Source organism: Bradyrhizobium sp. BR 1432 (genome assembly GCF_051547705.1).
Lineage (GTDB): Bacteria > Pseudomonadota > Alphaproteobacteria > Rhizobiales > Xanthobacteraceae > Bradyrhizobium > Bradyrhizobium zhanjiangense.
In genome coordinates, this window is record NZ_JBPUGF010000004.1 from 248,611 (window position 1) to 271,951 (window position 23,341).

Here is a 23,341-nt window from a genome sequence, read left to right on the forward strand (position 1 = left end):
GCGATCGAAATCGCGGATCGCTGCATGTCTCTTATGGGTCAACAGCGCCGGTTTGAATGGCGCCGTGTCACTTCCGGTCTGCCCCGATCAGCAAACCATATCTGAGCCACCGAACTCCGCCATCGGGCGAATACGCGACATGGTTCTTGGATTCACTTTGTCGGCCCGCAGATCACACGACAGCAGCACATTCTTCCTATTCAGCCGGTTGCGCCATCCGTGCATTGGGATCCCGCGCTGAACCACGGTTCTATATCGATCGCTTGCGGAGAACGCGATCTAACCCAGTGGAACTTGATCTATCTCGGGTTGTTTTATGGTCCCCACGGATGGGAGGAAACCATGACAACTCCACTGACCCTTGCCTACAAGCGAGCCTTCAACCGCCGCAACATCATCAAGGGCGCTGCGGCGCTGACCGCAATGGCCGCGAGCATGAAAGGGGTGTCCGCGGCGACGGTGACGCCTTTCGGTCAAACGGGCTCGCCCACCAGGTCGACCAATCCGCTGCCCCTCGGGCCATTGCCCGGGAGCCGCTATCCGGATGCTCGCTTGGAGTCCGCCAAGCCCACTGTTTCGTTCGGGCCCGCCAATTTCCCGGCCTTCGCAGGCACCATGGCGGTAGAACGCGTAGCAACCGGATTTCGCTGGGCCGAAGGCCCGGTCTACTTCGCGGCCGGGCGATACGTGCTGTTCAGCGACATTCCCAACAACCGCATCATGCGGTTTTCGGAGGACGACGGCCATGTCAGCGTGTATCGCCAGCCGTCGATGAACTCGAACGGAAACACCATCGATCGCGAGGGCCGCCTGATCACTTGCGAACACAGCGGCCGACGCGTCACCCGCACGGAACTTGACGGCTCGATCACGATCATCGCCGACAAGTACAACGGCAAAAGGCTGAACTCGCCGAATGATGCCGTTGTCACATCGGATGGTGCTATCTGGTTCACCGATCCAGTCTACGGCATCGGCGGCTATTATGAGGGCGTCAAAGCCGAACCGGAGCAGGAAAAACACAATGTCTATCGGGTCGATTCGAAATCAGGTGACATCAAGGTTGTCGTCGATGACTTCGTGGAGCCGAACGGGATTGCTCTCTCGCCCGACGAGAAAAAGCTTTATGTCATCGATACCGGGTTCACCGATGCGCCAACCAATCCATCGCATATCCGTTCGTTCGATCTCGACGTGAGTGCTGGGAAGATGTCGAACGGCAAAGTGTTTGCGGAAATGCCCAAGCCCAGTATCACCGACGGGGTGCGCACCGACACCGAGGGGCGCGTCTGGCTGTCTGTCGGCTGGGGCGATCCGAACGAGGACGGCGTGCGCTGCTATACGCCCGCCGGCGAACTGCTCGGCAAGATCCATATTCCGGGAACCCTCGCCAACCTGTGCTTCGGCGGCCAGCAACGAAACAGGCTCTGCATCTGTGGCTCGAGTTCGCTTTATGCGGTCTACACGAGTGCGCAGGGCTCCATGAAGCCTTGACCCGCTCCGACGAGGATTTTGTCTGGTAAACATGAGCGGCACTGCTAACGCTTGACGCAAGAAAACGGCCACGACGTCAGGTAGTCCAATATTTGCGCGCCGTCTCGGCGCGCAAACACACGGACATGCCAATGCGAGACCAATAGCCAAACCGAAGCCTGCCGCCCGGCGAAACAACTGACGGATGACCGAGGAGGAGACCCTCATGCTAATAACATCACGGCGTTCGCTGCATTTCGTTCTTGCACTCGTCGCATCAAGTTTCACCGTGAGCCAGGCGCTGCCGCAGGCTAAAGCCCAGGAAGCCCGCTGGATCACGCTCTTCGACGGCAAAGACATCGAACAATGGGATCAGGTCGGGAAATCCAATTGGCATCTGGCGGACGGCACAGTAATTGCCGACAAGATGGAAGACAAAGAGGCCGGTTATCTCGTCAGCAAGAAGACGTACAAGGACTTCGTGCTGCGCGTCGAATTCTGGCCGAGCGATGATGCAAACAGCGGCATTTATTTCCGCTGCCTCGATGCCAAGAAGATCACCGACCGTACCTGCTACGAAGCAAATATCTTCGACCAACGGCCCGATCCGAGTTACGGCACTGGCGCGATCACACGTTACGTCGAGATCAACCCGATGCCGAAGGCCGGCGGCAAATGGAATACGTTCGAGATCACGGCGAAGGGGCGCGACATCACGGTCGTGCTTAACGGACAGAAAACGGCCGAACTGCGGAACGGAATGTTCGATGAAGGCTCGATCGCCCTGCAACACGGCGCGGGAGCGATCAAATTCCGCAAGGTGGAGATCAAGCCTCTGTAAGGCGGGTTTACGCTACTGCACGAGACTGCTGTACCGCGAAATTTCGATTAGGCGAGTGTCGCCTGTGGGTCTTGGTTGTGTGCAAACGCATAGGCCTGACGCGGCGTGGTCGCCAAGTATTGCGCGCGGCCGGTATTTGCGTATCGAATCGTCCAATGACCGGCCAAAGTAGGTACCGCGACCGGGGGATTGTAGTTTTGGACGCACTTCCGGCCGTCAGGCGGCGCGGATGGCTGCAATCAGGCTTGGTTTGCCGAGGATGTTCATCACCCGTGTGAGGTTATAGGCGAGAACATGCAGCGCCATCTCAGCAGCGACATTCCGCAGGCGCTTCATCAGGAAGTGGGTCGCACCCATACGGGCCTTGATCGTGCCGAAGGGATGCTCGACCGTCTCGCGCCGCGTCCGCATGGCGTCGGGATTGGAATCGAGCCTTCTTTGGACCTCCTCGACCACATGCTCGTGCTCCCAGCGCGTGATGCGACGCTCCTTGGACGGCGTACATTGGCTCTTGATCGCGCAGCCTTGGCATGCCGCCGTCGACCAGTAACGGCGCAGCGTCATTCCATGCTCGATGTTGGTGAAGTGATAGGGCAGCAGCTCGCCGGAGGGGCAGCGATAGACGTCCTCATCAGGCAGGTAGGCGAAGTCCTGTTTGCCGAACCGGCCCTCCGCCTTGGCGTTCGAAGTCATGGGCTTGGGCAAGGTGACTGCAACGCCAGCCTCTTCGCAGGCTAATATCTCCTCTCCGTCGAAGTAGCCACGGTCGGCGACCGCCTCGAGCTTGTCCACTTCGAGTACTTCTTTGGCTTGCTTCGACATCCGAGCAAGCTGCCCACGGTCGTTGCCGACGTTTATAACCTCGTGCGTAACAATCAGATGGTGTTCGGTGTCCACCACGACCTGGACATTGTAGCCGACGACACCCGATCCGCGTCCACTGGTGGCCATCGAACGGGCATCCGGATCAGTGAGCGATATCTGTTGATCCGGCGTGTTGCGCATCTGCGCGTCAAGTACTTCCAGGCGGCTCATCTCCTGCTTCAGCCGAGCGATCTTTTCCTTGACCCTCGTTGTCTTGATGCTGATTGCTTCCGATGGCTCCTGCCGATCAGCGCTATCGAGTTGACGCAGATATCGACCGACGCTTTCCTCGATCTGCGCTACCCGCCTCGCCATCTTGGCATGCGTGAAGTTGCGATCGCGGTTGTTCACCGCCTTGAACTTGCTGCCGTCGATTGCGACGCTTGGGGTCTGCAACAGGCCCATTTGCCGGCATAGTGCAATGAACTTCGCACAAACGTTCCGGATCGCCGCACCATTGTCCTTCCGGAAATCGGCGATCGTCTTGTGATCGGGAGCCAGGCGGCCGATCAGCCACATCACCTCGATATTGCGGCACGCCTCACGTTCCAGGCGGCGACTGGATTGCACCCGATTGAGATAACCGTAAATGTAAAGCTTCAGAAGGACTGCCGGATGATAGGAGGGCCGGCCCGTCTCCTTGGCGATCACACGCTCAAACCCCATTCCATGCAGATCGAGCGCCTCGACGAACACGTCGATCACATGGACCGCGTTGTCTTCGCTTACCCAATCCTCCAAACATTCCGGCAAGAGCGTCAGCTGGGATCTGTCCGCACCTTCAACGAAGCGTCCCATCCGTATCCCCCATCAGGAAACGGAGGAATCGTAGCTAACTCGTGGCTTTTCACACAGCCAGGGTCAATCGCGTCAATTAGGCCCGTTTCGGCGAGGTCCGGTCCATCTACGGCATCGGACGATGGAGCGCTCGCCGCCGATTGACGCGATGGGCCATAAGCCGTCATTTCGGCCTCTATTTAGAGGGAGTGCCGTTGTCGCGCGGCAGGGTAATGACGAACTCGGTGAACTCGCCGAGCTTCGTCTGAACGTCAATCCTGCCGCCGTGCTGTTTTACTATGATGTCATGAGCCATCGAGAGGCCGAGTCCTGTTCCTTCCCCGGTCGGTTTAGTGGTGAAGAAGGGATTGAAAATCTTTCCTCGGACCTCAGGTGGGATGCCGGTACCGTTGTCCCATATTCGGATCTCGACCGTCTTCCCGAGATTTCTCGTGGTAGCAGTGAGAGCCGGGTCAAAGGCCTTATCGCCCGTTTCTACCTTACGCCTGGTTAACGCGTAAAAGCCGTTGGCGACCAAATTCAGGAGGACGCGCGTGATCTCTTGCGGGAAGGCTTCGACCGTGCCGGCCTCGGGATCGAGCTCGCATTTGAGCGCGACGTTGAACTGCGGCTTCTCGGCGCGCCAGCCGTGATAGGCGAGGTTGAGGCTCTCTTGAACGAGGGTGTTCACGTCGGTCGGCCGGCGCTCGCCGCTGCCTTCGCGCGAATGCAGCAGCATGTTCTTGACGATGGAATCGGCGCGCTTGCCGTGCTGGACGACCTTCTGCAGATTGTCCTTCAACAGTCCTGTCAATTCATCGATTTCGTCGCGGACATGACCGGCGAGACTGGCGGACTTCAGAATATTGTTCAGTTCGTCAGTCAGTTCCGATGACAGCGCGGCGAAGTTGTTGACGAAGTTGAGCGGGTTCTTGATCTCATGCGCGATGCCAGCGGTGAGCTGGCCGAGTGAGGCAAGCTTTTCGGTCTGGATCAGCCGGTCCTGCGCGGTGCGGAGGTCGTCGAGTGAGGCGGCAAGTTCCCGGGTGCGGGACTGCACTTCGTCGAACAGGCGCACATTCTCGATCGCGATGACGGCTTGGTCGGCGAAGCTCGCAACGAGTTCAATCTGCTTTTCGCTGAACGGCCGGACTTCGCGACGGGCGAGAACTATGGCGCCGACCGGGCTGCCTTCGCGCAGCAAGGGCACTCCGAGAAAGCTGCGCGGATTGCCGCTCAATTCCTGACCTTCAAAGAAGTAGTCAGGGTCTTCTAGCACATCCGTAATATGGACCACCTTGTCACCGAGCAGAGTCCGACCCGTAATGGTGCGCTTGTCGGGCCTGACCGGTAGATCTCTACATACTCGGCGAATTCGATTGGAAAGCCGTACGAACCGGCTCGGAAATAAACGTCGCCGGTCTTGCGGGTGATCGCCGCCATATCGGCTTCGCACAGTCGTGCCGCCGATTCAACCAGCGTATTGAGCACGGCCTGCAAGTCGAAGGCCGAGCGACTGATGACCTTGAGCACATCGGCGGTCGCCGTCTGTTGTTGCAGCGATTCACTCAAATCCTCGGTGCGCTCGCGCAATTCGCTGAGCAACCGCGTGTTCTCGATGGCGATGACCGCCTGAGCAGCAAATTGCTGCAGGAGCGCGATCTGCTTTTTGGAGAAGTGCCGGTTCTCCTGCCGGAAAATCATAACGTTGCCGACCACTCGCTCGTCCTTGACTAACGGCACCGCGAGTAGGCAGCGTGCGCCGCCGAGGTCGACAAGCGCCCGACGGTCGGGATCGCCGCTGCGATAGGCGTCCGATTCGAGCAGATCGGCGATTTCGACGAAAGCTTCACCTTTCAAAAGGCGTGCGGGCGCGGTGGCCGGACCATAGTTGAGGGGGTGCTTGCGCCGGAACTCATCGTAGGCGGCAGGTAGGCCATAACTGGCCGCTGTATGGAATTGGCCGCCAGCGTAGGTGTTGAGCACGCCGAAACTGGCGCCGCAGAGCTGCATCGCCTTGCTCAGCATCGCATCGAACACCGGCGCGAGATCGCCGGCCGATCGGCTGATGACGCTCAGCACCTCCGATGTCGCGGTCTGTTGCTCCAGCAATTCGGTCAACTCGTGCGTCCGCGCCTGCACCTCCTCGAACAGGCGGACATTGCCGATGGCGATTACCGCCTGATCGGCAAATGTTTGGAGCAGCGCGATCTGCTTGTCGCTGAATGGATTGACTTCTGCCCGACGCAGCACGATCGCGCCGATGCTTTCGCCATCACGTAGCAGCGGCGCGCCAAGGAGTGTGTGGCAGCCATCGACGCGCGACATTTCGCGCGCATTCGCAAAGTCTGCGCCTTCGTCGGATAGCACGTCGTGCACGTGTACCGGCTGCCTGTCGGCCACGGCGCGGCCTGAGATCGAGGTCCGGTCGTTGGACCAGCGCTGCTGACTCATTGAAATCGGGCCGTGATGAGCGCCAAGGCGCAGTTCGCCGCCGTCCTTCAACACGACAACGGCATCATAGGCTTCACAGAGTTCGCAGGCGCTTTCGACGATCGCGCTGAGAACCGGCCCGACATCGGTGGGGGAGGAGGCGATGACGCGGAGGATGCCGGCGCTGCCTGTCTGGTGCCGCAGCGCTTCGCTGAGATCATTCGTGCGCTGGCGCAATTCCTTCAGCAGCCTCGCGTTCTCGATCGCAATGACAGCTTGGGCCGCGAAATTCCGAACCAGCTCGATCTGCTTGCTTCCAAAAGGCCGGACCTCCCGCCGGTAGATGGCGAAGGCGCCGACTAGTTTGTCATCCTTGAGCATTGGTACAAGGAGAAGGGTACGCGCGCCGGCGATGTCGACAAGCTCGGAGAATCGTGGGTCGCGATCGATGTAGCTTTGTTCGTTTCTGACGTCCGCAATGTGAAGAACCTCTTTCGTGCGAATGACGCGGTTTAAGGGAACATCCGGATGTGGGTGACGGACCACCCCGCCGTGACGTCGCGTCTCAGCATAGGCCGGCGGCGCGCCATGCAGCGCAGCCGTCGCAAAATTCTCGCCATCGTAAAGAAACAGGTTTCCGAACTCGGCTTGACAAAGCCGCAGCGCATTCTCGACCATTGCGTCGAATACCGGTTCCAAATCGCCGGCCGATGAATTGATGACCCGCAGCACTTCGGCGGTGGCTTTCTCCCGCTCGAGCGCCTCGTCGCGCTCGCGTCTTAAGCGTCGTTGCTGAGTGGCCGTTGTCGAACGATCGTCGGCCCTCGCCTTGGAGGTCGCCGCCTTGTGGCGCGCCGACTTACCCGGTTTGCATCTTCCGGTTGAGCCCCGCTTCATTGTCTTCCTCTGTGCCCGGCGGAAAGTATCCTAACCGCTCAGGCCAGCGTGCCGGAAGCCCTAATCGCAGTGCAGCAAATTTGCCTGCACCCCACTTCCGTTCAGGGTCAAGAGCCGCGGTCTCCCAATCGGTCAGGCGGTGTCCGGCTTCCCTCGAACAGCAGACATGACGATCACCTTCGTGGCTCAGATCGAGGCCACTGACAGGACCATCTTCCCGTGACCGCGCACGGTCCGCTCACGGAAACCGACATGAGCGGCGGCGGCATTCTCGCTACGTGTGGGGAACATCATCGACGTTAACCCTGTCGGAAAATGATTCGTCGTGGGGTCGGCAGCCGTCGACAAGTTGCCTTATTGGCGCGGAGAATTTTCAGCGGCACTAACTTAGGTTAGAGGCGCATTATGCTGAGATTGGCGTTGTTGGGCCTCCTCATCCTGTTGAGTGTAGGAGTGCTGTCAGCTATGGAGCTGAGAGCTCCACCGCGTCGCGCAGTAGCGATCGTCCAGCCGCTTGCCGAGCAAAACGCAGGCATCTCTGCTTCACATGACGCATTGGCGAAGGCCGATCGCCTTGAAGTCGTCGCTGTGAGCAGCGAGATGCCGACACAGGCTGCTTTGGTCGAAGACCACGTTGCTCCCCCAGAAGACATCCATATCGGTTCGCCCGAGCCGGAACCGATCGTCCGTCATCGGCACAATCCGAAGAAGATCGCGACCGCTGAACGTCCCAGGCCGAAGCCAAAGGCAACCGCTATCAAGCGAACTGCCAATTTCGAGCGTTCAAAGGCCGCCAGCGATACCGAGCCCTGTCGGCTCAAGGCGTTTGGTGGCTTGCGCAAGGCATTGAATTTGACCGGCTGCGAAATCTGAGGACGCCTCAGGGCGTGGCACATCGAAGTCGAACGATCTGAGTTCGTGGTCCGCTGTGGGGCAGAAGCACCATCCAGTTCGATTGGTTGGGGTATCCGGTCTGCCCCGCCCAGCAGACCCATCGCGGCACGATCTCAACGTCGCGTCGGGCCAATACTGACCTTCTTTGTGCCACGCCGCAAATGTCGCGATGGGCCAAAACCGCAATGGGATTCGACCATCTCGTTGGCGCGGGCGTGACTTGTGCGAGCATCGCTGTTGCGAACGAGAAAAGCCGTCGCTTCACTCGGGCGCTTATGCGGTAAGATCGAACTATCCTGTTCCTTTGGATCGTTATATTCGGCGCGCATCCCTTCAAGCGGCTGCCTTGAGGTCAATCTAGCCCGATCACGTCGGGTGGCATACAATAGACCGGCCTCGAAACTGAAAGCTCTGCTGACCATTTGAAGGAGGCGGCGATGCGGATGCTACGTTGGATAGTCCTGAGTACGGGGATCCTGGTAGTCACCTCGGCTACAGCTCAAACTTACGATCCCAGGCATCCCGTCTGTCTTCAGAAATGGCAGTGGGGTGGCAGCACCTACTTCGAGTGCGCCTATACATCATGGGATCAGTGCCGAGCGGCGGCCATCGGACTTGCGGCAATGTGCGTGGAGAACCCCTATTGGTCGCGAGCGCAGCCGACGCTATCGGGCGGCCGCATGCGTTCATCAGCCCCATACTGATACGCCCACCACATTTTGCTGAGAACAATTTCTATTCACTGTCAGAAGCCGCTTGCCAATAGCACATCTTCACATATGCCCAGGAGCGGGGTTCAATTGTCGGCTTAAGGTCAATCGCGTCGTTTTGACCTCCGCCAACGACTTCCGGTCGTCCCTCACAAGCAGACCTTGTTTGAGTCTGCCTGCATGTCTCAAACGGGCACAAATCCGGACATTGTTAGCACGAGGCTTAGCGCCATCGGCATCGCACTACTCGTTCGGCATGGCTATGCGATTTAGATCCTCCAGCATCTGCTGCAGCCAGCAATTGCACCCGTTCGCGGCCGTGAGCGCGAGGATCGCGGGTGTCCTTGCTAAGCAGCGAAGATGAAGCGCGTGCCCGTGTAGGAGCGCAGGAGCTTGTTCGGCATCTCGGTCTTCGTCATCTCGTAGAACGGCTCACCAGTGCAGTGCAGTGGAATGACGTAGTCGATGTCGAGACGCTTCAGCGCCGTGATCGTGTCGCGCACATAGTCCTCCTTGTAGGGCGCGAGGTGGAACCCGCCTATCACCGCGTGAATCTTGCTGATACCCGAAGCCGCTTGGGCTTGTTTGATCGCGTTGATTACCCCGCGATGGCTGCAAGACGTCAACACGATCAACCCGCGGCCTTTTAGATTGAATGCAGTGGCGATCTCGTGCCGGAACTGGTCCGGGACGACAGTCTTCGTCCGTTCGTCCTCCGGAAGCTTGTCAGCATAGCATCCAATGCCGTGATCCACGCCGATCTTCATGGCGCTGGGGGACAGCAGCTTCTCAAAGCTCGTTTGGCCGATATGCCCCGTGGTGAAGCCGTGATCAGCGACCAGTGCCGGCCCTTCTGCATAGGTCACAGCAACATTGGCACCTTCCAGTGCCTTGCGATCCAAGACTCCGAAGTCGGCGCGCACCGGGGGAGCCGTCCATTCGCGGGAGCAGAATGCGTCCTCGCCGCCGATGTAAATCGGTAGCTTGGCTTTGAGCTTGCCGTTGTTTTGTTTAAGGAAGCCGGCAAGACCGCCAAAATGATCGTAGTGTCCGTGGCTCAAGACAAGGGCATCAATCGCGGCCGGATCGATGCCTACGAGATTGGCGTTGTTGACCAGCGCGTCCGGTGTGAACCCGAAATCGACCAGGACATGTCGTGTTTCGGCGCCGCGCCGCGACTCGACGTGCATCGACAGGCCGAACTCACTGATCAACGTTTTACCCGGCGGCTTGCCACCGCCGATGCCCCAGCCGAAGTGCTCAATCTCAACATCGGAAACCTTCCGGCTCGGCGCGACAGCGAATTGGTAGCTGTCGACGACCACGCGCACTGCCACACGATCGATCTCCGGAACCTTCCCGGCGATCGAATCTGCGCGTACCGGCTTCCCGCTGCCGATCAGCGTCGCCACGACGGCGCTGAACAAGGCAGCACCGCCGCCGCATACCACATCGCGTCGATGAATTGCGTTGCATTGGCAAAGTAGCATGATCAAATCCTCCCTTTACGTGGCCTTTGCTGCCGCAAGGCATCACGCGGAAACGCACTCCAGGGCGGAGGCGTTGGGGTGCCGAACACACCAGCGTCTGGCAGCCCGCACACCGAGGAATAGACGCATCCTATCCCGCGCGGGATAGCGTGGCGAGTCACATTGGTCCGGTTCGGGTCATTCGCGTCGATTTGGCCCCGTCGCCACCGCGTCCGGTCTGGCTTCGGCTGCTGACGTGCCCGGTGCCATCGCGATCTTCCCTCCGGGCCAGAAGCGGGTATCGCCTCCGCACGACGCGCCACGGCTATTCGGGTAGCCCCGCTTTGCGGAGCCCTTCGATCGCCAGCTGCGCGTTTGATTGACCGCCCCTAGCAATCCAGGCGGATATTGTGAAAGCGGGATCGAGCTCAAGCAAACGTGCCGCCGCCTCTCGCGCCTCGGCGCCACGTCCGAGATGGGCGAAAGCGGACGCGAGACACCAGTAAGTTGCCGAGAAAGAAGGGTTATGACGAAGGGCTTTCTTACCTGCGGCGATGGCCTCGTCAAAGCGAGAAAGCTCGATAAGGGCCATCCCCATTCCAACGCACAACCGATCTAGCATCGGGTCAAGCGGGCTCATGCGCATGGCAAGTTCAAAGCTCCGGATCGCTTCCTCCGGCACGCCCGCAGTGTGATAGACCCAACCTCTGTCGAGCCATACCCAGTGCGAATTTGGGTTGAGCGCGACCGCCCGGTCAATCATTTCGATGCTACTTTCATAATCGCCAACCATGAACGCCGAGACCATGGCGGTCGTCGCAAGCGTTTGCGGATCACCATCATCGACGCTTGAGGCCCAACGAAGAAATCGAATTGCCTCCTTCCTGTCGAATTGAGGATCAGTAGCAAAGCCTAAGATGACTTTGACCATGTGAAAGAGACTTGCCAGAGCCGCGACAAAGCCGAACCGTGGGTCTAACTCCAACGCGCGATTCGCCAGCCTGATCGCCTCGGCCAATCCTTTGCGGGTCGCCAGGGAATACTGATACATGGCCCGGAGCTGAAGATCATAGGCGGTGAGGTTCTCCGGTCGCCGCCGCGTTGCCGTTACAATTTGTGCTCGAAGCATTTTTGGCAGGATAGCGCCGACAACGGCGGTCGTTATCTCATCCTGAAGCAGGAAAATGTCGCTCAGGTCTCGTTCAAATGTATCCGCCCAGACATGTGCGTCCGTTACCGCGTCGATCAATTGCCCTGCGATACGAACTTTCCCCGACGCCTTGCGCACAGACCCCTCGAGGACATAGCGGACGCCGAGTCTGCGTCCGACGTCCTTGATATCGATCGCCTTACCTTTGAAGGTGAAACTCGAATTGCGAGCGATCACGAACAGCCATTTGAACCGCGAAAGGGCGGTAGTAATTTCCTCAACCATTCCGTCCGCAAAATACTCCTGCTCTGGATCGCCGGACATGTTCTGGAACGGTAGAACCGCGATGGAAAGCTTATCTGGGAGTGCAGGGGCCACACCTATCCTCTCGGTCAGCGGGCTATCCGCTCCCGAGCGTACAGCATAAGCCCGAACCGGCCTGGCGATGTTCTTGAGCTGTTGCTCACCACGATCCTCGAACCCGACGTCCAGCTTACCTTCGACTTCGTTCAACACCTTCTCGGAAATCAGGATGCCACCCTGGTCGGCGAGACCCTCTAGCCGGACCGCAATATTGATCCCGTCTCCAAAGAGCTCGCCGTCGGTCCCAACGATTACATCACCCAAATTGATCCCGATGCGCATCTTGAAGCCATGGCGGCCCGAAATAAGACCGTCCTGTATCTCAACCGCGCATCTCACGGCGGCTAATGGACTGGCGAACTCGGCGAGCGCTCCATCGCCCGTTGTCTTGATAAGCCGGCCTTCATGGCGGGAGAGGCTTGGCTCGATCAAATCTCGCTTGAGCCGCTCGAATCCAGCGTAGGTGGCTTCTTCGGCTCGTTCCATCAGCGCGGAATAGCCGACCACGTCTGCGGCTAGGATTGCCGCTAATCTCCTATGAACCCGCTGCTCCGTCACGCGCCCTCCGAAGCCGGTGGGACAAGCAGAAGTCTAGCACTCTTCTGCGTACCTGTAAGCGGCAATCCCGCGAGAGCCGTATTTACGTCAATACGGGGCTGCCCAGCTTCCGCCGCGCAGTGCAAAGCAAAGCGGCCGAGCCAAATCAGTTCACACGCGGCCGAACGCTGGTTTCGTCGGTATCGGCCGGACATGAGCCTTGATTGATGATATCGTCAATGTCTGAGATGCTTCTGATCATCGGGTCTATTTTGCTAGTTGAGGGCGCCATGATCCGTCCCTTGCTGCTCGCGTTCCTTTCAATGCTTATTTTCGAGGGTGTTGTTTTCGCGGAATCGGGTCCGGTGTTCTCCGACACGGGTCCCGAGGCGGAGGCCTATGGCGCCTCTCGGGGTTATCCGGTGCCCCCCTTTGAATACCCGCCAGGCCGCGGGCAGGATTTCATGGTCGGGACCTACAGTCATTTCGACAAAGTGCGCCCGGTGCGCACGGTCGAAAACCGGCAACGCCGTCGGTTTTGAAGCGCGCGGCTGAGGAGATCGCTCCGGTGTATCATTACGATGGCCGGCAGAAGGCGATCGGCGACTATCTCGATGCGCACCCTGTCACCGGCCTGCTAATCGCGCGCGGTGACACCATCCTGTTAGAGCACTATCAATATGCCAGAACGGACAAGGATCGCTTCCTCTCGCAGTCGATGGTGAAGACCCTTACCGGCTTGTTGGTCGGCATCGCTGTATCTGAAGGCGCAATTCATTCGATCGACGATACGGCAGCAACCTATGTGCCGGAATTGGAGGGAACTGCATACGGGGCTACGCCGTTGCGCGCTCTTCTTCACATGTCGTCAGGCGTCGCTTTTGCCGAAAGAACCTACCAGTCAGACGATGACATTTTTAGATTGCATCTGGGACTGCTGGGAAACAATGCAGTGGGTGCGGTTGCGGCACTTCGACAATTCAACAGGCGTGACGCGCAGCCGAATACACGGTTTGCCTATGCCAGTTCGGAGACAGAGGTGCTCGGCCTCGTCGTCAGCCGCGCGGTCCACATGCCCCTTTCCGACTATCTTGCAACGCGGATCTGGCAAAAGCTCGGTGCCGAGTTCCGACGCCGCCTGGGCTATCGATCCGACAGGGCAGGAAGTGGCTTACTGCTGCTTCATAGCCACGCTACGCGACTGGGCGCGCCTGGGCTTGATGTTGGCAAATGACGGCGCCTGGAACGGCCAACAGATTATCCCCCGGCAGTGGCTTCTCGATGCCACAACGGTGCCACCGGATAGTTACCTGCGCAACACGATTGCGCAGTCCTGGGGCTACGGCTATCAAGTGTGGATCCTGCCGGGAGAGCGGCGAATGTTTCTTCTCTTGGGCATTCATGGACAGGGCTTGTTCGTCGATCCCGAGTCGAAGCTGATCATGGTGCAGACGGCGGTTCGTAAATTGCCGGTCGGGAATCCCAAATCGCCCGAAGCTATGGCCCTGTGGTATGCGGTCGTAGCGCAGTTCGGGCATCGCTAGTCCCCAAGGGCAGATCGTCCGCTCCGGATCACAAGCGGCGGGCGAGGCGAGCGCGCCTCCGCGTCCGCTCTCCTGAAGATGAAGCGTTCGGGTCCCACTCCTATTCAGAAACGACGGACATCTGCTGCGCTCGCTGCGGTGGCCGGTCGTCTTACGGCTGGATTGCTCGTTGGGCTATGCTGGTTCGGCTGTCCTCGCAGCTCAAAAACAAAACCGCCGCTGGCCGAGGGGATCCTTTGGCGCTATGCCGAAATTCACCGTCTAGTTGATCTGGGCGAGTTCTCGCCAACGTTGAATAGAGGAGCGGAAATCTCGAATCCTGCGGTCATCGTGGCGCTGGCAGTCCGCGGGATATTGAATGCAGAATTGAGAGAATGAAAGCGGTGGTGTCACCGCTTGAGATTCGTAGTGTGAATAGGCGGGCTGGCTGCAAACGCAGTACATTATGGCCAGCATGCGCATAGCATGTCTGATCATCGAAAATTCGCCTGACATTCCTGATTGCTAATCGAAGTATATTGCGTTGCAATGGAGGCGCCATGACAATTGTGAGGCAATCGATGCACAATCGTGGGGCAGGTTCGGTCTCGGCTGGCTGAAGTCTAATCGGGAAGCGGTGACGACCGTGCCAGCGTTGGGTACTCGCTGGTATGGGCTTCGTACATCGCATGATCCCGTCTGAGAAAGCCGATGGCCGCATGATGCTAGCCTCCATGCAAAGGGTCGTCGACAATAGCTCTTCGAGGAAACTTGGGACCCCTTAGCTGACCTTTGCGACCAGCAACATGAGCAACATCCGAGATGTTGGAGTGTCGAAGGTTGTTAATCTCCCTCAGCAACGTCAGGCGTCGAAGCTGTGCTCCGCTCAAGAGTGATTCAAACAGCGAGAGGATCTCGCGCGCCTGAACGTAGACCTCCATGCTGATAGCGTGTTGATCGAAGCCGTACGATTGAAGGCGGGCTTCGATATCGCGTGCGGCTGAGGCGTCCAGTTGCCAATCCAGGGCGTTGTGGATGGTGTAGATTTCGGCAACTTCCTGGAAGTCCGGGTCAATGCCCGCCAGATCGATGCGGCGAAGCGTCATCTCGATAGCCTTTTGGCGGTAGGTGTTCAGGAGCCTGTGCCGCAGTACTCGGTAACGTTGCATCTCCCAGGAGAGTTCGGCGATGTCGATGGCAAGCAGCCATTCGATAGCTGATTGAGGATCGAGATCGCGGAAGATTGCGGCCTGGACCGCATGATAGTGGTCGATGTTCTCCCCGGGCAGAAGTTGAGGCGGAGGACACAGCGCCTCGAACTGAGACGGCAAGACGCTCTGCGGTTGAGGTAGGCTCACAGGACCATTCATTGATCCCCTGCCTCCGATACCGGGAGTGGTATCGATGCGGCGACGTTTGCGCCGGTCGTCACATGGACGGGGCTCGCATCCCAAAGCTCTTTCGCGATCGGCAGGGGCGAAATTTGCAGATTGGTCCACCAGGCTCTTTCGTTTCCATGCCGGTGCAGGGATTGGTGATGGGATCGGCAAAGCGGGACGGTGAACTCGTCGCTGACTTTGCGTCCCAATGTTCTTGGTTGAGCGAATTTCAGGTGATGCGCATCAGCTGGGGTCTTCTGGCAGATCAGACAACCCTGGCTACGGATGAAGGCGAGGTGATCCTTGCTTCGCCGCCGCGGCGGCTCTTTTGGGAAGGCGAGGCCCACCTGCTCTCCGGGAGAGGCGTTGTCAGGTGCGTGAACGTCGCTGGTTGTCTCGAATGGGCGTTCCTCAGGTAGAGGCCGTCCGAGCGCTGAGATGGGCCGCTCGTCTGCTAAATCGATGTCGGGAAGGGCGGCTTCGTCGAACCTCTTCTGGTAGGCGGCCTCGAGAACGCGGGCGTCCGCCTCCAGGAGCGTGTTCTTGAGCGGGAGACTGATCTTGGCCCAGGCAAGCAGCCCTTCGCTGCCCTCCTGGAGCGCAAGCTCGCCTAAGAGCTTGTCTAGAAGCTCGGCGGAGCGTTCAGGAGGTAAGACGGAAGGACGGTTCAGGACGCCCTTCGAGGGCTTTCCCTTCGGTGCTGGCGCGGTCTGCGGCTCGGTGGCAGCTGGAGGCCCTGTAACGACATCAGACGCGTCCAGATCGTCCTCCCCGGCTATCCCGACCAGGGCAAACAGGGCATACCGGCGAGCGTAGGTCAGCGCTGTCCCCATCCGATGCGGCGCTTCGACGTCTTTGCTGGCGCAGACCGGAAGGTCTGAGGAAATCCATTCCCCGGAAGCATGGGCAAGCAGGGTGGTGAGGTGGATCTGGCCTGTGACCTGCTCAACCCGAGTGGTCTGGATGGTGGCTATCTCCTGCTGGCTTAGCGTCTTGCGGACGATGTCCAGGCCGGAGGCTAGTGAAGCGTAACGAAAGGTCCGATCATCCTCCCGCGGGAAGGGAGACCGAATGACGGCGGACTGGTTCTTCTCTGGGTTCGTCAGTTCGGCCTGAGCCCGGGCAAGGGCGGCAGCGATGGTCCCAATGCACTCACTGGACTGATGCATCGGAGCTCTCCGTCACCAGAGCCTCGAAGCTGATAGCGCCGGACTTGGAGCGCTTGGCTTTGACGCCGTGACCCGTCGCCTCCTTGGCATCCCCCGGCATAAGCTTCTTCAGATCAGCCTTGGCGGTCTCATGCTCGCCATGCGCCTCTCGGGTTCGAAGGTAGGTCGCCGCAAGCTCGGCCCATTGATTAGACGTCGACATGTCGACGACTTTGACTGCTTCCAGGCGAGGGCGCGGCGTCTCGATATTGAAGAGGGCAGGAGGATCTCCGCTCTGGACGCAGCGCCAAAACTTCTTCTCCGCAGTGAGCAGGAGATGTTGGTAGAGCGGATCCGCATAAATCTTGATCTCAACCCACTTGCCGCCGCCGGTGATGATCGAGAGCACCGAGCTGCGGGCAGCCATAACCCACATGTTGTGCTGCAACTGAGCCATGTGCTTCTCAGCTGCCGCTTCCTCGGTGAAGGCCCACGGCAGCATGAACTTCGCCTCAAACACTGCGCCGGTCTGCTCGATGATTCCGTCCAACGTGGCCCCCATCCATTTGTGCACGGGATGGCGGACGCGTTTCTGAATGTCCTTGACGGTTTGTCCCGATGACCGTTGGTACCAAGCACGATTCAGGACCTCGGTCACGGTTCCGAGCTGAACAATGAGGTTGTCTGAGAGATCTTCCGGAGCGACCTCGCCGCGCTTCTCGCGCCAGAGTCGAATAAGGGCGTCTTGATCATCGCCCATGACGATGCGGGCGTCCGAGCCGCCAATGAAATGGCGTCGGTCGTTGGGATTGAATTTGACGATGTGGGTCTGTGGCTCTGCCACAGGTTCGGGCTCAACGCTACGCAACGGTATCTCCTGCTTACGCTTAACGCTTCGTGCGGCATCATCTGCCGCACTGCCTTAAGCCCCGCGTTCGCGAGGTGAGATACCGGCGCTGCCATCGTGCCCGGCCGACTCAGTAACGCTCCGATTCCGGAAGAATGCCAGTCCTTTCTGCAGCAAGATTGTTGCTCATTGCCGTAATCCATGGCCGGTCTTGCTGGTTAAAAGACAACCGACGTAGTACGCAAATAGTGAGATCGACGGAGAAAACAGGGTGGCATCAAAACGACAAATCGAAGCCAATCGCGCGAACGCCAAGCGAAGCACGGGACCGAAGACAGAAATTGGGAAGGCACGTACAAGCCGCAACGCGTATCGGCATGGGCTTTCGCGATTGAATGAGGATGATCTCGGCTTGGATGCGTTCGCCGGCACCGTTCTCGCGGGACTGGCGGATCAATCGCGCCTGCCGATCACCCGGGATCTGGTCCAAGCCAAACTATGGCTATCCCAGATTCGACGCATCCGGCATGGGATGCTTGCGGCGTTCTTGGAATCTCCAACCCCCAGCCAAATGAAACGCGTTGCTGGCTTGGAGCGCTATGAGAGAGCCGCTCGCACCGCGCAGCGGCGTGCTCTCAGATGCTTGCGGAAAGTATGAGGGAAAGAAGCCGGCGCTGTGAACGAACGATTCGAAATAAGCCAATTTTATCTGTATCTGCAAATCGTGGGGACAGATCATACCATGGACGCAACTGGACCGTGATGGCAAGCGATCAGTGATCGCTCTTGATGGGACGCGTTCCACCTTGATCCTTGCGTCATGACGTCAATGTTAGCTTCTGCTCAATCGACCAAGCAGACATACGGCATCATGCAGACGCCCGATTTCATAGATGAGCTGCTCGATATCCATCGAGACATGCACTGCCTCGGCTAAGCTGCCGGCCTCCGCACAGGCTTGGGCGGCTTTGGCGATCTGGCTCGCCTCCTTCAGCTTCGCGTGAATCTCCACCAGACAGGCCTTTATAGCAGGTTCGATCGTTTGCGCATCCATAGCCGAAGGGCTCCGCTGAGAGGTGCAACAGCGGGATGCGCGCGCCAATCAATGCCGAAGTCCAGTCATTTCCGAGCAATGGCTCACTCATTGCGGGCCCGTCGAAGCACATCGCGAGGATCTGCATCCCAGCCCGCGCTGGTTGCCGTTATTTCGTCTTATCCCGCACGAATCGCCGCAGCAGTTTCAGCGGATCAGCCCCAAGCGCCTCGGCAATGGTGATAAACTCAACGACGTCGAGCCGGCGCTCGCCGCCCTCATATTTGGCGACGAAGGATTGCGGCTTGCGCAGCTTCTTGGCGAGCGCCTGTTGACGGATGCCGGCCTTATGTCGCGTTGCGACAAGCAGGGCAACGAGGCGCGCGTAGTCGGCGGATTTGAGGGATTTTTCCATAGCCGCCGGAGCACTTGCGATTCGGCGGCAGCCAATTTGATCCCGCTTCGGGATTATCCCAAAACAGGATAGTATTAACCGTCATCTGGGAAGCTACGCGGAGCTTGGCGCCGTCGCGCTGGACTTGCGCGGCCAGACGAGCGCACGTGCGGCCCCATGACCAACCTGATTGCATCCATTCAAGCCATCAGCCCGACGAAAGCGCCGCGGCAGCCGATCGCGTCACACTCCTCGGCGTCCAGTATTCGCGAGCAGGCGCTATCGCATTTCTTGATTTGGCAATTAATCGCGGCGCGCTGGCGCCAGGGCCTTCATGATATTGAGGTGCTCAAGGGCGAGGTGGACCGCGGCGGCTACGACATCGTGCTGGAAGCAGGCCGGGTCACCCGCCACATCCAGCTGAAATCGACCTTTAGAGGCTCGAAGGTCAGCGAGGTCTCGGTCAACGCAAGGCTGCTCGACAAGCCGAGCGGCTGCGTGATCTGGTTGGAAGTCGACAAGGATACGCTAGAGCTGGAACGTTATCTTTGGTTCGGAAATCCTCCGGGATCACGGCTACCGGACCTGGGCACGAAGGTCAGCTGCAATTCGCGAGCTGACAGTTCTGGACGGAAGCCCGAACGTCCGATGCACCGGGATCTCCGAAAGGCGCGCTTCACGCGATTGAGTGGGATCGACGAATTGCTGGGCAGACTGTTCGGTTAGCGCCGGATCGGAGCGCTCCAACGGGCGTTACCAGGAGCGCAGCGGGATTCGAGCATCGATCGCGGCATTTGGCGCGGTGCATCTCGCTTCCTTTCCGGCGTTCTGATTGTAAAAGACAGTGTTCACCGAGCTGTTGGGCTGAATGCGCGGTCCGTCGATTGGGACACATTCGGTCGGCGCGGTCGCCACGCAGGGACTTCGGGCCATGCTGGAAAGCCGAGAAAATCGATAGCCCCTCAAAGGCCCAGGGAAGGCCGTACAGGAGATTTGGGTCTCGTCCGCACTCCGACAGGTCCGAAATCCTTTAAATCTCGCCCAGAGTCCGGGTCTTCGCGGCGCGCTCATCGATCTCTGCCCAAAACATCGAATGAAAACAATTGTTTAGAATTTTGCTAAACCGAGTGGTGTAGTCATTTTCATGCAAGCGTAGCCTGCGTGTGCCAACGGACGGCTCGGCTCAATCGTCCGGAGGGAAAGAGAAGATTGGCACAAGTTATGCTATAATCGGCTGATACATGGTTGAGGAGCCAGTTTGATGCGTAAGCTTCCCGAAACGGTACAGCCGCCGGCCTTCGGCTTTGATAAGCCGGCGAAGGAACGGATCATTGAGGCCTCCGACAAATTGTTCCGTCTTCTCGGAATCGAAGTCGCGGAAAGTTTGATTGCCAAGGACGCGCATTCAAACGTGGACACCTTTGCCAAATATTTCGGCCATGGCGATCCGCTGATCGACCGCTTCGTCGAGTCGCTGATCGCGAAGTCAGAGAAGCTCTGGGATGGTCTCGCCGCGCAGTATCCGAACGATCCTGAGGCACAGCTGCGGTGGTGGCTTGCCTTCGAAGAGGACCAAATTGGTTATGCGATGGAGCCCCGGGTGTTGCTCTCGCGCACGGCGGCGGAATTGTTCGAACCTCTCAAGCGTCATCCCCTGCTGAGGGAGGTCGAAGAACATTGGCAGTCGGAGCGGCGGCGGGTGGTGGGACTATGTAAGGCCGCAGCGTTGCGCGATCCCTTAGATCTCGCAGATAAGCTGCTTCTGCTCGTGCACGGCGTACGCAACGAGCGGGGTGCCTACGGGCGCTTGAAGCCAAGCCGCTTGCTGCAGCAGGCCGGAAATGAGCTTATGGTTGCCCACGGGGCCGCCAATAGGCCCGCGGTCGACCACGGCGCCGACTTGGATTGAGACTGCGCATGAGCAAGGCCAATGACGCCGCAGTGGTCGTCTTTACCTCTGAGACCCGGCAACGAATCCTGGAGCAGGCGGGCTCCCGGGGATGGGTCCTCAGTCCAAGAAGCGTCGAGCAATGCCCCTACCTTGTCTGCTGCCGAAGGCAGGACTGGGACAATAAGGCCGAGGGCATTCCGTCTCGGACTGCATTTTTGGTTGGCCGGATTTCATCGCTCGCGCCGCTCGAAGAGTCCAAAAACTCGCGGGGGCAGGCTCGTTTCCGCATAGGAATTTCGGAGTTCGCAGACATTGCCGTTGCGGATGTCTGGCGCAAGGAGCTCCGCAACCCGGTCGCCTATATCGGCTTGAAGCAGCTCGGGATCGACCTCAAGCGGCTGAGGTTTCAACCGTTGCCCGACGCTCGGCAGGCCGGCTCTGACAGGGCACGAGGAGGGCTGACCATCGCGGAGGCAAAGAAAGCGTTGGCCGCCACCTTTGGCGTGCGGCCCGAGGATATCGAGATCACGATCAAGGGATGACCGGATTAACCAATGGCGGATCGAGGGGTGTTTATCGAGAAAGTATATATGAAGTATCTGGCTAGACCATGGTATAGTTGAGGCCTGTCTTTTTGGAGAGGTCCCATGAGTGATTTCCGCGTTGAGCACCTACCAATTGCCGAGCTGAAGCCGAACCCCGCCAACGCCAGGCGGCATTCACGCAAGCAGCTGCATCAGATTGCAGCCTCGATCCGCGAGTTCGGCTTCAACAGCATCGTGGTGGCCGACGAGGAGGGCATGATCCTGGTCGGCCATGGCCGCGTCGAGGGCGCGCGTATGGCAGGGTTAGAGCGGGTACCGGTGCTGCGGGTCGATCATTTGACCGCCGCGCAGAAGATCTCGTTCTCGCTCGCCGACAACAAGATCGCGTTGAACTCCGACTGGGACATGGATCAGCTGCGCGAGCTCTGGCGCGAGCTGATGGGTGTCGAGATCAATTTCGATGTGGAAGTGACTGGTTTTGAGACCGCTGAGATCGACCTGCTGGTAGACGGCGAAGCCAACCGCGAGAAGCCCGACCGAAGCGATCTCGTTCCACCCGTTGGGTCCGATCCGGTATCGCGGCTCGGCGATCTCTGGATCCTCGGGGAGCATCGGCTGCTGTGCGGCGATGCCTGCGATGTCGCCTCCTTCGCAGATCTGATGGATGGCGAACAGGCGCGCCTGGTGTTCACTGACCCGCCCTACAACGTGCCGATCGACGGGCATGTCAGCGGACTTGGCGCGGTCAAGCACCGCGAATTCAAGATGGCCTCCGGCGAGATGAGCTCGGCCGAGTTCGCCGGCTTCCTGGCTGTGGTCTTCGGCAATATGGCGCAGGCGAGCGTGGATGGCGCGATCCATTTCATCTGCATGGATTGGCGCCATGTGGACGAGGTGCTGAAGGCGGCCGGAGGCATCTATTCCGAATTGAAGAACCTGTGCGTTTGGAACAAGAGCAACGGCGGCATGGGCTCGTTCTACCGCTCCAAGCACGAGCTCGTGTTCGTCTACAAGGTCGGGCAGGCGCCCCACGTGAATACGATTGAGCTCGGCAAGCACGGCCGCTATCGCACGAACGTCTGGGACTATGCCGGTGCGAACAGCTTTCGTTCGGGACGGGATGCCGAGCTCGAGATGCACCCCACAGTGAAGCCCACCGCACTTGTGATCGACGCCATCAAGGATTGCTCGCGCCGCGGCGATATCGTGCTCGACCCGTTCTCCGGATCCGGCACTACCATTATGGCGGCACAGAAGTGCCGGAGGTGGGCGCGCGCGATCGAATTGGACCCGCTCTATGTCGATGTCGCCATCCGGCGCTGGCAGGCCTATACCGGGCAGCCGGCGAGCATGGCATTAACAGGCGAAACCTTCGCGGAGGTCGAGCAGCGGAGGTCCGACCCGCTTCAGTAAGCGAGCGTTTCGGCGATATTCCGGCAGATCAGAGTATGCAGCTCTTGTCCCTGCTTGAGGCGCCTATTCATGATCGCGCGATCGAGCTTGTCAGAAAAGTGCGCGCGTTCGTTGATCGAAGCGCTGATCTGAGCTATAAGGAAGTCGCCTCGCACGAGAGCGGCGGTTGAGCCCATGTGGGCTTTGCGTGATGCATAAACCGGGCATGTAGTGCGTAAATGATGGCGTGACGCCTGATGGGTCCAAATTCCTCTTTGCAGGGATTTGGCGAACCCGGAGGCCGCGCCATTTTCGTTTGTGCCTGTGTCCTCCTGAACTCCATCATTCAAGGAGCACAACATGGCTCGTAATCCCAAGGGGCAGTTCGAAAAGGGGGCGTCCGGCAATCCTAGAGGCCGGCCGCCAAAGCAGCCGCATCCCATCTCGGATGATCAGGTTCGGCGTGACTTCTTCGAAGCTGAAGAGATGCTGGTTCCGATCGTGATCGGAAACAAGCGCGAGATGATTCCAGCCCGCGTGGCAATAGACAGGCAGCTCGTCATTAAGGCGGTGTCAGGCGATGCGCGTGCTAGGGACCTGTATTATAAGAGGAAGGATCGATTTATCCTTGAGCACGTCAATCAGCAGCTCGAAAATCTGCGCGTGATCGTCGAAGCCGAAGACCGTTTACGTGAATTCCCCGAGGACGTCACAGACGAATTCAAGAGAGCGCTGAGCTTGCTGAAGCAGAGTATCGATCGGTATTATTATCCGTTTTAGC

The 23,341-nt window shown here is 58.9% G+C and carries 20 protein-coding genes and 1 pseudogene; 12 read left to right on the top strand and 9 right to left on the bottom strand.

Annotation, left to right across the window (positions count from 1 at the left end):
* Positions 1–342: 342 nt before the first annotated feature.
* Positions 343–1,494 carry an SMP-30/gluconolactonase/LRE family protein gene (locus tag ACSKB8_RS42190; protein ID WP_438111260.1) on the top strand — a complete coding sequence of 384 codons (1,152 nt, stop codon included), beginning with the start codon at positions 343–345 and terminating at the stop codon, positions 1,492–1,494.
* A gap of 184 nt (positions 1,495–1,678) precedes the next feature.
* Positions 1,679–2,314: a 3-keto-disaccharide hydrolase gene (locus ACSKB8_RS42195; protein WP_438111262.1), complete on the top strand. Its 636-nt coding sequence runs from the start codon at positions 1,679–1,681 to the stop codon at positions 2,312–2,314.
* Between the two features lie 216 nt (positions 2,315–2,530).
* Here ACSKB8_RS42195 and ACSKB8_RS42200 read toward each other — a convergent pair whose 3' ends face one another.
* On the bottom strand, positions 2,531–3,976 hold the full coding sequence (locus ACSKB8_RS42200) for an IS1182 family transposase (protein ID WP_438111264.1): 1,446 nt from the start codon (positions 3,974–3,976) through the stop codon (positions 2,531–2,533).
* Between the two features lie 175 nt (positions 3,977–4,151).
* Positions 4,152–7,285: pseudogene (locus tag ACSKB8_RS42205) on the bottom strand (GAF domain-containing protein).
* 405 nt (positions 7,286–7,690) lie between these two features.
* On the opposite strand from ACSKB8_RS42205, the gene ACSKB8_RS42210 reads away from it, so the two are divergent.
* Positions 7,691–8,158, top strand: a complete 468-nt coding sequence (locus ACSKB8_RS42210; protein ID WP_438111266.1) for a hypothetical protein — start codon at positions 7,691–7,693, stop codon at positions 8,156–8,158.
* 464 nt (positions 8,159–8,622) lie between these two features.
* Positions 8,623–8,883, top strand: a complete 261-nt coding sequence (locus tag ACSKB8_RS42215; RefSeq protein ID WP_438111786.1) for a DUF3551 domain-containing protein — start codon at positions 8,623–8,625, stop codon at positions 8,881–8,883.
* 353 nt (positions 8,884–9,236) lie between these two features.
* On the opposite strand, the gene ACSKB8_RS42220 is transcribed toward ACSKB8_RS42215, so the two are convergent.
* Positions 9,237–10,379, bottom strand: a complete 1,143-nt coding sequence (locus tag ACSKB8_RS42220; RefSeq protein ID WP_438111268.1) for an MBL fold metallo-hydrolase — start codon at positions 10,377–10,379, stop codon at positions 9,237–9,239.
* A 304-nt stretch (positions 10,380–10,683) separates the two neighbouring features.
* Positions 10,684–12,378, bottom strand: a complete 1,695-nt coding sequence (locus tag ACSKB8_RS42225) for a tetratricopeptide repeat protein (RefSeq protein ID WP_438111270.1) — start codon at positions 12,376–12,378, stop codon at positions 10,684–10,686.
* Positions 12,379–12,647: 269 nt separating this feature from the next.
* Here ACSKB8_RS42225 and ACSKB8_RS42230 point away from each other — a divergent pair, with 269 nt between their 5' ends.
* The 3 genes from ACSKB8_RS42230 to ACSKB8_RS42240 are packed head-to-tail and all read left to right on the top strand — an operon-like array spanning position 12,648 to position 13,952.
* Positions 12,648–12,950, top strand: a complete 303-nt coding sequence (locus ACSKB8_RS42230; RefSeq protein ID WP_438111271.1) for a hypothetical protein — start codon at positions 12,648–12,650, stop codon at positions 12,948–12,950.
* Between the two features lie 26 nt (positions 12,951–12,976).
* The gene (locus tag ACSKB8_RS42235) at positions 12,977–13,642 is read left to right on the top strand and encodes a serine hydrolase domain-containing protein (protein ID WP_438111273.1); all 666 of its coding nucleotides are present in this window, start codon (positions 12,977–12,979) and stop codon (positions 13,640–13,642) included.
* A complete protein-coding gene (locus ACSKB8_RS42240) occupies positions 13,629–13,952 on the top strand; it encodes a hypothetical protein (protein WP_438111274.1) in 324 nt (107 codons plus the stop codon). The genes ACSKB8_RS42235 and ACSKB8_RS42240 overlap by 14 nt, the downstream gene beginning before the upstream one ends.
* Positions 13,953–14,656: 704 nt before the next feature.
* Here ACSKB8_RS42240 and ACSKB8_RS42245 read toward each other — a convergent pair.
* The 5 genes from ACSKB8_RS42245 to ACSKB8_RS42265 all read right to left on the bottom strand — a co-directional run bounded on the left by ACSKB8_RS42245 (position 14,657) and on the right by ACSKB8_RS42265 (position 18,753).
* A complete protein-coding gene (locus ACSKB8_RS42245; RefSeq protein ID WP_438111276.1) occupies positions 14,657–15,262 on the bottom strand; it encodes a hypothetical protein in 606 nt (201 codons plus the stop codon).
* Positions 15,263–15,297: 35 nt separating this feature from the next.
* Entirely contained in the window at positions 15,298–16,479 is a 1,182-nt protein-coding gene (locus tag ACSKB8_RS42250; protein WP_438111278.1) for an ERF family protein, read from the bottom strand.
* On the bottom strand, positions 16,463–17,302 hold the full coding sequence (locus ACSKB8_RS42255) for a YqaJ viral recombinase family protein (protein ID WP_438111787.1): 840 nt from the start codon (positions 17,300–17,302) through the stop codon (positions 16,463–16,465). The genes ACSKB8_RS42250 and ACSKB8_RS42255 overlap by 17 nt, the downstream gene beginning before the upstream one ends.
* Positions 17,303–18,137: 835 nt before the next feature.
* On the bottom strand, positions 18,138–18,359 hold the full coding sequence (locus ACSKB8_RS42260; RefSeq protein ID WP_438111280.1) for a hypothetical protein: 222 nt from the start codon (positions 18,357–18,359) through the stop codon (positions 18,138–18,140).
* 148 nt (positions 18,360–18,507) lie between these two features.
* Positions 18,508–18,753: a helix-turn-helix domain-containing protein gene (locus ACSKB8_RS42265; protein ID WP_438111282.1), complete on the bottom strand. Its 246-nt coding sequence runs from the start codon at positions 18,751–18,753 to the stop codon at positions 18,508–18,510.
* Between the two features lie 156 nt (positions 18,754–18,909).
* On the opposite strand from ACSKB8_RS42265, the gene ACSKB8_RS42270 reads away from it, so the two are divergent.
* From ACSKB8_RS42270 to ACSKB8_RS42290, 5 genes are all read left to right on the top strand, one after another.
* Complete coding sequence (locus tag ACSKB8_RS42270; protein WP_438111284.1) at positions 18,910–19,458, top strand: hypothetical protein; 549 nt, start codon at positions 18,910–18,912, stop codon at positions 19,456–19,458.
* Between the two features lie 535 nt (positions 19,459–19,993).
* On the top strand, positions 19,994–20,641 hold the full coding sequence (locus ACSKB8_RS42275; RefSeq protein WP_438111285.1) for a hypothetical protein: 648 nt from the start codon (positions 19,994–19,996) through the stop codon (positions 20,639–20,641).
* 8 nt (positions 20,642–20,649) lie between these two features.
* On the top strand, positions 20,650–21,165 hold the full coding sequence (locus ACSKB8_RS42280) for a hypothetical protein (RefSeq protein WP_438111287.1): 516 nt from the start codon (positions 20,650–20,652) through the stop codon (positions 21,163–21,165).
* Between the two features lie 105 nt (positions 21,166–21,270).
* Positions 21,271–22,581, top strand: a complete 1,311-nt coding sequence (locus ACSKB8_RS42285) for a site-specific DNA-methyltransferase (RefSeq protein WP_438111289.1) — start codon at positions 21,271–21,273, stop codon at positions 22,579–22,581.
* Between the two features lie 339 nt (positions 22,582–22,920).
* Positions 22,921–23,340 (top strand): DUF5681 domain-containing protein, encoded by a 420-nt coding sequence (locus ACSKB8_RS42290; RefSeq protein ID WP_438111291.1) that lies wholly within the window; start codon positions 22,921–22,923, stop codon positions 23,338–23,340.
* Position 23,341 lies beyond the last annotated feature (1 nt).

Excerpts from the sequence above, each read along its gene's own strand:
- ACSKB8_RS42190 (WP_438111260.1), top strand. The coding sequence starts at position 343 with ATGACAACTCCACTGACCCTTGCCTACAAGCGAGCCTTCAACCGCCGC.
- ACSKB8_RS42195 (WP_438111262.1), top strand. The coding sequence starts at position 1,679 with ATGACCGAGGAGGAGACCCTCATGCTAATAACATCACGGCGTTCGCTG.
- ACSKB8_RS42200 (WP_438111264.1), bottom strand. The coding sequence starts at position 3,976 with ATGGGACGCTTCGTTGAAGGTGCGGACAGATCCCAGCTGACGCTCTTG.
- ACSKB8_RS42210 (WP_438111266.1), top strand. The coding sequence starts at position 7,691 with ATGCTGAGATTGGCGTTGTTGGGCCTCCTCATCCTGTTGAGTGTAGGA.
- ACSKB8_RS42215 (WP_438111786.1), top strand. The coding sequence starts at position 8,623 with ATGCTACGTTGGATAGTCCTGAGTACGGGGATCCTGGTAGTCACCTCG.
- ACSKB8_RS42220 (WP_438111268.1), bottom strand. The coding sequence starts at position 10,379 with ATGCTACTTTGCCAATGCAACGCAATTCATCGACGCGATGTGGTATGC.
- ACSKB8_RS42230 (WP_438111271.1), top strand. The coding sequence starts at position 12,648 with ATGTCTGAGATGCTTCTGATCATCGGGTCTATTTTGCTAGTTGAGGGC.
- ACSKB8_RS42240 (WP_438111274.1), top strand. The coding sequence starts at position 13,629 with ATGTTGGCAAATGACGGCGCCTGGAACGGCCAACAGATTATCCCCCGG.
- ACSKB8_RS42250 (WP_438111278.1), bottom strand. The coding sequence starts at position 16,479 with ATGCATCAGTCCAGTGAGTGCATTGGGACCATCGCTGCCGCCCTTGCC.
- ACSKB8_RS42260 (WP_438111280.1), bottom strand. The coding sequence starts at position 18,359 with ATGGATGCGCAAACGATCGAACCTGCTATAAAGGCCTGTCTGGTGGAG.
- ACSKB8_RS42265 (WP_438111282.1), bottom strand. The coding sequence starts at position 18,753 with ATGGAAAAATCCCTCAAATCCGCCGACTACGCGCGCCTCGTTGCCCTG.
- ACSKB8_RS42270 (WP_438111284.1), top strand. The coding sequence starts at position 18,910 with ATGACCAACCTGATTGCATCCATTCAAGCCATCAGCCCGACGAAAGCG.
- ACSKB8_RS42275 (WP_438111285.1), top strand. The coding sequence starts at position 19,994 with ATGCGTAAGCTTCCCGAAACGGTACAGCCGCCGGCCTTCGGCTTTGAT.
- ACSKB8_RS42280 (WP_438111287.1), top strand. The coding sequence starts at position 20,650 with ATGAGCAAGGCCAATGACGCCGCAGTGGTCGTCTTTACCTCTGAGACC.
- ACSKB8_RS42285 (WP_438111289.1), top strand. The coding sequence starts at position 21,271 with ATGAGTGATTTCCGCGTTGAGCACCTACCAATTGCCGAGCTGAAGCCG.
- ACSKB8_RS42290 (WP_438111291.1), top strand. The coding sequence starts at position 22,921 with ATGGCTCGTAATCCCAAGGGGCAGTTCGAAAAGGGGGCGTCCGGCAAT.